This is a genomic window from Saprospiraceae bacterium, assembly GCA_016715965.1.
In the GTDB taxonomy this organism is placed as follows: domain Bacteria; phylum Bacteroidota; class Bacteroidia; order Chitinophagales; family Saprospiraceae; genus Vicinibacter.
The window spans coordinates 540596-551444 of record JADJXG010000001.1 but is presented as its reverse complement, the minus strand read 5'-3'; the positions used below and the strand labels follow the sequence as shown (position 1 = coordinate 551444).

Here is a 10849-nt window from a genome sequence, read left to right as displayed (position 1 = left end):
TGATAGTATTTTAAGGTAGTGAAAAATCCATTGCGCTTAAAAAACCACATAAAATAGCAGCCATCTAAATTGGTTTTAAAAAAATTCTCCATTCTCCATTGTCAATTATCAATTCTCCATTGTCAATTGTCAATTCCCAATTGTCATCTCCCAACTCACCTATCCTCATACTTCCCCTTAAAATACCCATTAAAAAATCGCATTGTATCCAGGTTATACGGATCACGTTTTGGTCGATCATTTGCAAATACAAACGAACAAGCGAAACGGCCTTCGATGATCTTCTGTGCTGTATCGATGGAAACAATCTCTATCTTATTGTTTACTTGATTTGTATCCAATAAATAATTATCCACTAAAATGTCTCTATCATTAAAGTTAAACAAAGCGCCTACTTGCAGATTAGATGAATTCAAATCATTTCCATCTAGTGTAATATTATAACATCCAGTATTTATATCATTAACATAAAAAACTAATAGGTCAGTCAAGTCACCAAATTGATCATTTGAAAATAATGTCACTAATATTCTATTATAGTTTCTCAGAATTCCGAGATTAAAGAAAGTATATATATTGACTTTGGTGGCATATCCAAAATCTGCAATGGTGTCCTTAACAGTGTACACCCTTACTTTAGAAATGGAATCCAGAATAGGTTCATAGACTATGCAACTGTCTTTGGGTATTGGTGGATTTGGATCATCCGGACCTGTTTCTATACAAGAGAAGTTAAAGAAATATAGTATGAAAGATATGAGCAAAATATTAGTTCTCATTGTAGTACTTTAAAGTGGTGAAAAATCCATGACGATTAAATACTTGAATGAAATATAAACCGCTGATGTTCAGATTTAAATTTATGGTGTTGTCTATGATATAACCGGATGATACTTTCCTACCTGCCAAATCAAACAATGAAAATTGATCAAAAGGAATATTTTCAATCTGGTCTATTGGATAAAATTGAGTACCGAAGGTATTTGTTAAATGGATTCCACCAGACATTAAGTTAGAACTGGTTCTGTGATTGGGATTATTTGGGTTCCCCTGCTGGCACTGGCATTTGACCTTTCGGGTAAGCATGCTAACCACATTATCGTTAGATGTGACCTCCACTTTCACAAAGAAAGGTCTTGTTGAGCTAATACCGCAGGAATTAATATAAATTGAACTGGTATTTCCAAGGGAAACTTCATCCGAAAAATCGCCTTTAAAACTTCGGTTCCATTCGTAGGAATAAGGTGGTTGGCCTGGAAAGCCGCTGTCCGGTTCACGTATGATGGCTTCAATCGTCAGATAAGGTGGCGTGCATAATAATTGGCCGGAACTACGAAAAGTGAGTTGAAAATTATTCTCAGAGCGATGATTGGCCACTGTGCATCCTTGTTTCCTAATTTTGCCTGCGTTGTTGTTTACATGGTCACCTGTAGCATAACTAAGATATTTTGCCATTGGATCTGAATAATGCAAAACTACAGGCACAGATCCCATAATTGTATATTCAGTTCCAGTAACCTTGTAAGCAAATGAACAATCTGTTGGAAAATAAGCAGGACTTCCTCCTTGTTTCCTTTGATGGTGGGCTGAAAAAAGATGACCCATTTCATGAGCTAATGTGAAAGTTGGAGCGTCAATATAAGGGGCTTCAACTATTGCATGTGCCTTAATTGGATCCACGACTTCATCACCAGCACTCCCTAGTGCCTGACTTGAGTATTTTTGGTTAGTAATTAATAGAACCAGATCAGCTTTGTGGATATTTCTTAGTGTTAATACATTACTATTATTGCGCAAATTAATGACATCATTAATAATTTGCCCAGAAGAATGATAATTTGTAAAATTATGATAAACAACAACTCCCTCTACTAAATGAGGAATATAGCTATTTTGAAAAGCGCGATTGATGTTGGTGAGCCAAATCTTGGACATGGCATCGATGGTTCCTCTGGTCCCTAGATAGGCTTCAGCCTGCGGAGTGATTAAAATAAGTATTTTTATCACAGTGGCACAGGTCTCTTCTCTGCATAGTGAAGTGTCTATTGGTGAACTGGCTTCAAATATGCTGTCAGTAGAAACCTCACACAAGGTGGAATCATATCGGATATTGTCATATTTCAAGCACAAATTTGTATTTCTCAAAAACGGGATATATTCCATGTATTCCCCTCCGTAATAGATCAGGGCTGTTTTCATGGAGTCAGACGATACAAAACTGACCCAGCCTTCTTCCCCCACCATCTGTCCTGTATAGCTGTAAGTGTAATCATTGGTGTACTGGTAATCGGTGGGTTCAATCAATACAGAATCCACAAATCCGTCCACATAAAGGTAAAAATGGGCGGAGTCATCCAGATACTCGGGTAAGTTTTCTATTTTAGAAATACACCAGGATAATATGGTCGTATCTTCTGTCCTAAGCTCCAGCCAATCATACATGGCCTCTGTCATTTTTGAAGAATCGATGACTGTTTCTTCAAATAAAGGATCCGACTGAGCCATTGTCATTATGGGCGCAAGCAAGAAGGAGAGAAGGAGAGAAGGAGAGAAGGAGAGAAGGAGAGAAGGAGAGAAGGAGAGAAGGATTTCATAAAGTTAAAATTTGAGTCAAATTTAGCATTAATAACAAACTAATTTTAATCATATAAGTAGTTAACAAATTGTTAACATGTTAAATTTGAAATTACGAATGAAGTTGTGATATCAATCTATCTCATCTACCTATAAAATATTAGTCGAGGTTTTTTCTCTCAACTGGGAAAGCTTGGATGCCTATAGAGTGAAGAAAAGATTGGAAATCCAGCAGACTCCTAAACCCTTAAAATGTAAGGGGTCATATTCTAAACTAAAATTTAATCAGTCCTATTTTCCCAGCCATGTTTTGAAGTCAGTCACTTTTTCGCGACTGACCAGGGATTCCTTATCGATGGATGGCTTTAAGACTAGTTTTAATCTGCTTCCAAAATAATCCTGAATCTGGTCTATTCCGGAAGGTGCTAACAGAAATCCCCGATTGATTCTGAAAAAATCAGATGGATCCACCATTTGCTCAATCTCATCCAAAGTGTAGTCGATCAGATATTTCTTATCGTCAAAAGTCTTGAAAAAATTAAGTTTGTCATCGCTAAAAAAATAGGATATGTCCTTAACTTCTACAGAAACGAGCTTGTGCTGATGTTTCACTAAAAAGCGCTTGCGATATACTTTTCTGGAAATCGTTTGTTTCATTTCAGCGATGAGATCTTTGATGCCGGGGTGTTCTTCCGGAGGATGGTTGTACACTTTTCGAACTTCGTTAAACTTATCCAATGCAGCTTGCAATTCATCTTTCTGAACAGGCTTTAATAGGTAATCAACACTGTTTACTTTGAATGCTTTTAAGGCGTACTCATCATAACTGGTCGTAAAAATGACGGGTGAGCTTACTTTTGTGCGGTTGAATATTTCAAAACTCTGGCCATCCGCCAACTCTATATCCATCAGAATCAGATCCGGTGCAGGATTGGAGGTCAACCAGTCCACAGAAGAGGCAATGCTATCTGCAGAACCTACCATCTCAACATTCGCATCGATGGATTCCAATGTTTTCTTTAATTTGCGAACGGCGAGTTCCTCATCTTCAATGATCAAGATTTTGATTTTTTCTGAATTTTCCATGTTCTTATTAAGATTAAATCTAGCTTAAAGTTCTAACCAATTGGCAAATCTACCTATCCGTTTCGGAGCAATTGGCTCTATTTTCATATCAATTGATGGATTCAATGAATAAATTGAGTCTAAGTCAAACATCAGAGTATGGGAATTTTAACCACAAAATAATGGTCAACGACACCTACTTCTACATCTTCTCTTTGCAGTAACTTGTATTTCTCTCGAATATTGGAAAGTCCTATTCCAGTTGAATCGACCACTGCCCTGGTCTTTGGGTGCAAGGCATTGCTCACCTTAAGATATCCATCGGCAGTCGTTTCTATGATCACTTCAAGGGGTTTTTCCTTGCTGACCACATTGTGCTTTACCGCATTCTCGACCAATAGCTGTAAGCTAAGGGTCGGGATTTCTTTTTCGAGCTTGCTTGGCTCAATCTTCCTGATCAACCGAAAACCCTCTCCATAGCGTGTGGTCAATAAGGTCGCATACGAATCAATGAATTTCATCTCCTGACCCAAAGTGCTCATACCGGTTTCATTGTTCCTCAATAAATATCTATACACCTTGCTCAATTCATCCAGAAATTTTTCTGCAAGATCTTTGTCCGTAACGATTAAGGAAGACAAAGTATTAAAACTATTGAATAAAAAATGGGGATTGACTTTTTCTTTCAATCGATCAAACTCTTGCCTCAATTGCATCTGTTCAATCAGCGCTGCTTCCGCTGCGGACTCCTTGTATTTATCGATTATGTAGATTACTTCCCACAAGGATTCAAATACAATATTGACTCCCAATCCTGCCAAATAACCATACAAAAGATCATTTTCTTGAATCTGATATCCCAGTATATTAAAATAATCAAAAATAAAAAAAATGAACAACACGGATGGAGTCATCACAAACAAGTTGATTGGAATGATATATAAAACCCGTTTGCGCGTCTCATCCAGGGATGGAAATTTGGAGTGGATGAAATGGTCATAAATGTAGTGGGTTCTCCAGGATACATAACCAATGGCGTACAGCAAGGGGAATGCAGCCGCCCAGATTTCCCAATCTGTAAAAACGCGTTTGTCGTACAATATATAACTCAGAAAAAAGCAAATGACCGGCATCGACGAGAGAAATCCAATGTATTGGTATCTTGGTGGTACTGGAATTGTCATGCTTTCATGTTTTTAGGCTCAAACAAGGGCAATACGATCTCTCTCCGATCAGAACTCTCCATGATTTGCATTTCCTGACCATGCAGCAATTTAAATTTCTCCACCAGATTGTCCAAACCATCGTTCAGATCCAAACTTCGCACAATGGTTTTTAACTGGATGTTGTGTTGAACGACCAAGGTGAGATCTCTCGTTTCCATTTTTATTTCAATCGGGCTTTCTTTGCTCATCGCATTGGTATAAATTATATACTCAAGCAAAACATGAAGACTCAAGGGTGGAATCCTGTGATTCAATTTTTCATCCTCAATTGAAAAATCGCATTTTACCGAATCGCCGAAACGGGCACAGGTCAATCTTAAATAGGCTTTTGCAAATCGGAGTTCATCCTTCAATTCGACCAAATAATCATCCTCGTTTCTCAAGAGATAACGGTGCACAAGGGTCATGTCGTCCAGAAACTGCTCGGCCTTCTCTTCATCCACGGCAATGAGACCCGACAAAGTGTTAAAACAATTGAACAAAAAATGAGGATTGATCTGACCTTTCAAACCCAATAACTTGGTTCGGCGGTAAGCATTTTTTAATCTCTCTCCTTCGGAAAGACTATTCTTCCACTTCTCCCAGTTGGACAAACCTTCATTGATGAAGGTGATCACCGTACTCATAATGCATGCGTAGAGAATGGTCCACCATAAATGGCTGAATAGGGGCGTGCAATTCAATATATTAAAATAGGAATAGAGTCCAAAAACTGCAGAAACAGCCACAACATTCATCATATAAAAGACCGGCAACATGATTCTGACACGAAGAAAAAGATCCCCCGCAGCCGGAAATCGTCTTTGAATGATCACTGCAACAGAACCAAACACGCCATATACCAGGACAAAATAAAGTCCACTGATAAAAAATGAAGAGACATGTTCAATCCAATTGGTAAAAATACAATTTCCAAAAATGAGCCAATTCATAAAGAAGATATAAGGGACCATGATCCAAATAAACACCAAAGGTTCCTTCTTGCTATATCTTTTGACTGGCATCGCCCAAAGATAGATAGAACCAGGCATTGCGGTGGCTTTTAATCCGATGAATTGTCATAAACTGGAACCAATTGTAGATAAATGAGGACAAATTGTAGCTAATAAACAGAAGGATATGAAGTTTAATGGTGGGGTCAAATATTTGAGGCTCATAATGATTTGGAGCAAATAAACTTTCAGCAGAGATTTGTTCCAAATCAAATAAATTTGCACATGAACCGAAATTATCTTCGCAAGCGAATGAAAAACGGAACGATTCAAATGGTAATGTTTGCTTTGTTGGCAGGAGTCTTATTTCATTGCAAGCATCCGGAGGGAAGAACAAAAGCCCATCATGCTGAACAAATGGAATTCAGCGCGGAGGACAGTATCCAGGCAATATGGCAGGTGCGGAATTTTTTGAAATGGTATGCACAAAATTACAAAAAAGCAAGCTCCTTCCAGTTGGTGGATCAAAGTGGAAACTATACGGTAAAGATGGACCAATGTATGGCATTCCTCGATTTTCTAAAGAGCAGTGAGATGGTTTCAGATACTTTCCTCGAAAGTTGGAAGGAATATTTTATAGAATGGCAGCAAAGATATCAGATAAATCCACAGGACGAAGGACCACCAGAGGGATTTGACCATGATCTGGTGCTACTTTCGCAGGAACCTGAGCTGATTTTTCAAGCCATAGATTCCCTAGAATTATCAATAATAGAGTTGCAGGAAAATAGATCCCTTGTCCGGATCAGAGGAAACTGGAATTATCTGATTGCTTTGTCCAGGGAAAATGAATTATGGAAAATGGATGCCATTTCAATACCAAGCGAGGAATAAATTCAAATTCCAATGGCATCGATCATATCTTACAAATGATTTTTCCACCCAATAGATCCAGAAAAATGAGTTTAAATAAATCAGGCGTCGCATTGGGGCATATCCTCATTTTTGGCATTCTTTTTTATTCCCAATATACCCATGCACAATTGACAAGACCAATCGTCCATGCAGTCGGTGCAATGAAAAATGTCATGTGGCAAGGAAAACTTCATCCAACCATTTATTTGGATTCGATGGATGATAAAAATAATCTTTATGGTCTTGGTCCTTTGGAATTTCTGCAAGGCGAGATTACCATATTGGATGGTAAATGTTATACCTCGATTGTAATGGAAGACTCATTAATCGTTGTGAGAGAGGGATTTAATTTCGGAGCCCCATTTTTTGTGTATGCACGGGTAGAAGGATGGCAGGATATAGCAATTCCGGATGGTGTTGTTAATTTACATCAGTTGGAGAAATTTCTGGAATCCATTGCTAATGACCATTCAAATCCCTTTCCCTTTAAGATGACTGGTGAAGTGCAACACGCAATGTATCATATTGTCCGCTTAAAAAAAGGATTGAAAGTACAATCGCCCGATGATGTACACAAGAGCAAAATCTACTTTAATTTTAATAGCGAACCCGTAGAAATGATTGGATTCTTTTCGAAGCACCATCAGTCCATCTTTACACATCACGACAGCTTTATCCACGTTCATGTCATTTCCAAAGATTTTAAAAAAATGGGACATCTCGACAGTCTTTCCATGGACCCTAAAAAAATAAAGTTATACCTTCCAAAGTAATTAAGCGGATTTTATTCAAGATAGTGTTTCTATAAGTAATCAACTGACGTAAAATAGATCAAAATGATACAAAAAGTAAATATTGGAAATAAATTCTCCCAATTTGAAGAGTATTGGTCACCAAAAATTGTTGGCGAGCTAAACGGTCAATGTGTCAAAATCGCTAAATTGAAAGGTGAATTTGTCTGGCATAAACACGACAATGAAGACGAGTTATTTTATATTCTAAAAGGAACATTAAAGATCGAATTCAGGGATCACTCGATAACACTTCACGAAAATGAAATTGTCATAGTACCAAGAGGAACAGAACACAAACCTGTTGCTGAAAATGAAGTTTACCTGATGCTGTTTGAACCAGCCAGTACGTTGAATACAGGTGACCAAAAGAATGAATTCACTATAAGTCAACTTGATAAAATTTAAAGAAAGCATCTTACTCATTATTATAAAATTTAGTATCTTTGCAAAAATACACCTGCAGTCCCCCTAATTTAGTGCAAAATTTACAAACTAAATTTATTAAGATGAAAATAGGACTCATTGGTTTTGGTAAAACAGGGAAGGCGGTAGCTTCTGTTCTACTTCAAAACAAAGAATTATCACTCGAGTGGGTTGTCAGAAGAAAAAAAATATTGGATAATCGCAATGTTGCTGAATATTTAGGTATTGAATCTGACGAGCCGGGTCTGATTTATTCTAGTGGTTCGCATACGATTGAAGAAATTTTGGACAATCACCCTGTTGAAGTCATTATAGATTTCTCTTCTAATTCAGGAATTTACCTATACGGAACAGAAGCAGCCAATCGAAAAATTAAAATTATATCCGCTATTTCACATTATCAAAAAGAAGAAATCGATTTATTAAAAACACTTTCCTTATCTACGACCGTGTTTTGGTCTCCGAATATTACACTGGGTGTCAACTATCTTCTTTTTGCATCAAAATTTTTAAAAAAAATTGCGCCATCGGTTGATATAGTAGTAGTTGAAGAGCATTTTAAAGGAAAAGAAGGCATATCGGGTACAGCCATTAAGATAGCTGAAGCGCTGGAACTAAATATGGACAGTATCAATACTGTTCGTGCAGGAGGAATTGTTGGAAAACATGAAATCATTTTTGGATTCCCATTTCAAACAGTTCGCTTGATTCATGAGAGCATTTCTAGAGAAGCATTTGGAAATGGAGTTGTATTCGCAGCTCAAAACTTGAAATCTCATGATTCTGGATTTTTCCAGTTTGAAGATTTACTTTTGCCTTATTTTAAAGCATAACCAAAATAATACTTGTGACTACCGCCATTATAATTTCTATTTGCAGTTTATTGCTGTTGGCCTACGTATTTGACATATCATCTAATAAAACAAGAATTCCAACTGTTATCCTGCTTTTGTTGCTTGGTTTTGTAGTCAAGCAAATTTGTCTTTTTCTTCATTTGGAATTACCACCTCTCGATGATGTACTTCCTGTACTAGGAACCATTGGACTTATCCTAATTGTTTTGGAAGGAGCTCTTGAACTCGAGCTAAATTCATCTAAGAAAAAAACAATCCTTCAATCTTCAATCATCGCATTAATTCCAATGTTGATCATTTCCTTTGCTTTTGGTTTTGCTTTTTCACATTTTGGAGATGTCAATCTGAAAACAGGATTGATCAATGCCATTCCATTTGCAATTATTAGTAGTGCCATTGCAATTCCAAGTGCTGCAAATTTAATCTTAAAAGACAAAGAATTTATCACTTATGAAAGTAGTTTGTCTGACATTTTTGGTGTTATTATTTTCAATTTTCTTTTGTATCACCATGACTTTGGAATGATTTCGATATGGCATTTTACAATAGAATTATTATTGATCCTTTTGATCTCATTTCTTTCTACCATGGCATTGGCTTATTTACTTCAAAGGATCAATCATCATATAAAATTTACACCAATTCTGCTTTTAGTTATTCTGATATACGCCATTTCGAAAGTCTATCATCTACCTTCCTTGTTGTTCATATTGATCTTTGGATTGTTTCTTGGGAATATTGATGAACTTAGGCAATATAAGTTTATGGAGCATTTCCATCCGATTAATTTTAATAAAGAAATTATTAAATTCAAAGAATTGTTAGGAGAAATAGCATTTTCAATTAGATCCCTATTTTTTCTATTGTTTGGTTACCTTATGGATATCGCAGAAATCCTGAACAGTCAAACGATTCCGTGGGCTTTGGCTATCACAGCATCCATTTTTTTAATTCGTGCAATTTTTCTAAAAATATTTTCAATATCGTTACGACCGCTACTTTACATTGCTCCACGAGGTTTAATCACAATCCTACTCTTTATCAGCATTCCGATTGAATCAAGTATTGGAATCGTTAATAAATCTTTGATTCTTCAGGTAATCATTTTATCCGCCCTATTGATGATGTTTGGTTTAATGAATAGTAAGAAAAGTCCTATTTAAGATCAGTATATGTAATATGAATAATTTTGATTTCTATATAAAAACAATATTAGATAGAATAATGCCATGGAAATTAAAGTAATAAAGACCGAAGTAAGTACTTCGGTCTTCAAGTAATAAATAAACCATAGGTAACTTAAAACTGATATTTCAATCCAGCAGTTATAGCTCCTGCCCTTCTTTTGGTGCGAATGTCCACTATGGGTTCTTCTGTTAAATCGGTAAATCCATGCATGTATTGAGCGCTTAATTCTAGATTTAAATGGCTATTTAAACCTATGTCTAAACCGGTACCTACAACACCTGTCCATTCTACTCTTCTGAAATTTGAATTGGCCATATTGATGTCATATCTTCCAAGATTAAAGTCCACCAAAAAACTGGCCCGTGTTCGGACTTCTCCATCCAAGGCATAGGACAATTGCGGTCCTCCTTCAAGAAACCATTTTACTTTTTCAGTTCCAACTTTTAATCTTGCCAACACAGGTATTTCCAAAAAATGCAATTGTGTAATGGCTTTCAAGCCAACAGGGATGTCTTGATTAAAGACATCCAATCCGATGCTTTCGTTTACCTGAAAACCAGTACGGTGATAGAATACACCGGATTGCAAAGAAAAAAGATCGGAAAACTGGTACGAAGTTGTTGCTCCGGTGCGTACGCCAACATACATTTCAGGAGACTGGATCAGACTCTCAGCTCCGTCAATGGTCATATTGCTCATGGAAGGGCCGAACGATAAGCCAACTCGCATTTGTCCAAAAACTGCTAAATTCATCGAAACAATGATTGCAAAAGCAAAAAAAATTTTCTTCATATTTTATGTTTTGCGAGTTTGACGAAATGGTTGATAACATGGATTAATCCCAAATCATAAAAGATTCTTAAAATAGGAATCTACAC

At 36.7% G+C, this 10849-nt stretch carries 11 protein-coding genes; 5 read left to right on the top strand and 6 right to left on the bottom strand.

Going from position 1 to position 10849, the window contains the following annotated elements; all coding sequences use genetic code 11:
- Window positions 1-155: 155 nt before the first annotated feature.
- From IPM48_02065 to IPM48_02045, 5 genes are all read right to left on the bottom strand, one after another.
- Complete coding sequence (locus IPM48_02065) at window positions 156-779, bottom strand: hypothetical protein (protein MBK9270355.1); 624 nt, start codon at window positions 777-779, stop codon at window positions 156-158.
- Window positions 769-2505, bottom strand: a complete 1737-nt coding sequence (locus IPM48_02060) for a hypothetical protein (GenBank protein MBK9270354.1) — start codon at window positions 2503-2505, stop codon at window positions 769-771. The genes IPM48_02065 and IPM48_02060 overlap by 11 nt, the downstream gene beginning before the upstream one ends.
- Before the next feature lie 360 nt (window positions 2506-2865).
- Entirely contained in the window at window positions 2866-3642 is a 777-nt protein-coding gene (locus IPM48_02055) for a response regulator transcription factor (protein MBK9270353.1), read from the bottom strand.
- A 149-nt stretch (window positions 3643-3791) separates the two neighbouring features.
- Window positions 3792-4823, bottom strand: coding sequence for a histidine kinase (locus IPM48_02050; GenBank protein ID MBK9270352.1), 1032 nt, complete (start codon window positions 4821-4823; stop codon window positions 3792-3794).
- The gene (locus tag IPM48_02045; protein ID MBK9270351.1) at window positions 4820-5896 is read right to left on the bottom strand and encodes a histidine kinase; all 1077 of its coding nucleotides are present in this window, start codon (window positions 5894-5896) and stop codon (window positions 4820-4822) included. The genes IPM48_02050 and IPM48_02045 overlap by 4 nt, the downstream gene beginning before the upstream one ends.
- Window positions 5897-6082: 186 nt before the next feature.
- Between IPM48_02045 and IPM48_02040 the strand changes: the two genes are divergently transcribed.
- The 5 genes from IPM48_02040 to IPM48_02020 all read left to right on the top strand — a co-directional run bounded on the left by IPM48_02040 (window position 6083) and on the right by IPM48_02020 (window position 9946).
- Window positions 6083-6691: a hypothetical protein gene (locus tag IPM48_02040; GenBank protein ID MBK9270350.1), complete on the top strand. Its 609-nt coding sequence runs from the start codon at window positions 6083-6085 to the stop codon at window positions 6689-6691.
- The gene (locus tag IPM48_02035) at window positions 6652-7485 is read left to right on the top strand and encodes an acetolactate decarboxylase (GenBank protein ID MBK9270349.1); all 834 of its coding nucleotides are present in this window, start codon (window positions 6652-6654) and stop codon (window positions 7483-7485) included. The genes IPM48_02040 and IPM48_02035 overlap by 40 nt, the downstream gene beginning before the upstream one ends.
- Window positions 7486-7551: 66 nt before the next feature.
- Window positions 7552-7911, top strand: coding sequence for a cupin domain-containing protein (locus IPM48_02030; protein ID MBK9270348.1), 360 nt, complete (start codon window positions 7552-7554; stop codon window positions 7909-7911).
- A gap of 101 nt (window positions 7912-8012) precedes the next feature.
- Complete coding sequence (locus IPM48_02025) at window positions 8013-8762, top strand: dihydrodipicolinate reductase (protein ID MBK9270347.1); 750 nt, start codon at window positions 8013-8015, stop codon at window positions 8760-8762.
- Window positions 8763-8776: 14 nt separating this feature from the next.
- Window positions 8777-9946: a cation:proton antiporter gene (locus IPM48_02020; GenBank protein ID MBK9270346.1), complete on the top strand. Its 1170-nt coding sequence runs from the start codon at window positions 8777-8779 to the stop codon at window positions 9944-9946.
- 136 nt (window positions 9947-10082) lie between these two features.
- Here IPM48_02020 and IPM48_02015 read toward each other — a convergent pair whose 3' ends face one another.
- The gene (locus tag IPM48_02015; GenBank protein ID MBK9270345.1) at window positions 10083-10763 is read right to left on the bottom strand and encodes a PorT family protein; all 681 of its coding nucleotides are present in this window, start codon (window positions 10761-10763) and stop codon (window positions 10083-10085) included.
- Between the last annotated feature and the right edge of the window lie 86 nt (window positions 10764-10849).

Bases quoted from the DNA above. Each gene is read 5' to 3' on its own strand.
- IPM48_02045 (MBK9270351.1), bottom strand. From the start codon at position 5,896: ATGCCTGGTTCTATCTATCTTTGGGCGATGCCAGTCAAAAGATATAGC.
- IPM48_02060 (MBK9270354.1), bottom strand. From the start codon at position 2,505: ATGGCTCAGTCGGATCCTTTATTTGAAGAAACAGTCATCGATTCTTCA.
- IPM48_02065 (MBK9270355.1), bottom strand. From the start codon at position 779: ATGAGAACTAATATTTTGCTCATATCTTTCATACTATATTTCTTTAAC.
- IPM48_02025 (MBK9270347.1), top strand. From the start codon at position 8,013: ATGAAAATAGGACTCATTGGTTTTGGTAAAACAGGGAAGGCGGTAGCT.
- IPM48_02015 (MBK9270345.1), bottom strand. From the start codon at position 10,763: ATGAAGAAAATTTTTTTTGCTTTTGCAATCATTGTTTCGATGAATTTA.
- IPM48_02040 (MBK9270350.1), top strand. From the start codon at position 6,083: ATGAACCGAAATTATCTTCGCAAGCGAATGAAAAACGGAACGATTCAA.
- IPM48_02050 (MBK9270352.1), bottom strand. From the start codon at position 4,823: ATGACAATTCCAGTACCACCAAGATACCAATACATTGGATTTCTCTCG.
- IPM48_02035 (MBK9270349.1), top strand. From the start codon at position 6,652: ATGGAAAATGGATGCCATTTCAATACCAAGCGAGGAATAAATTCAAAT.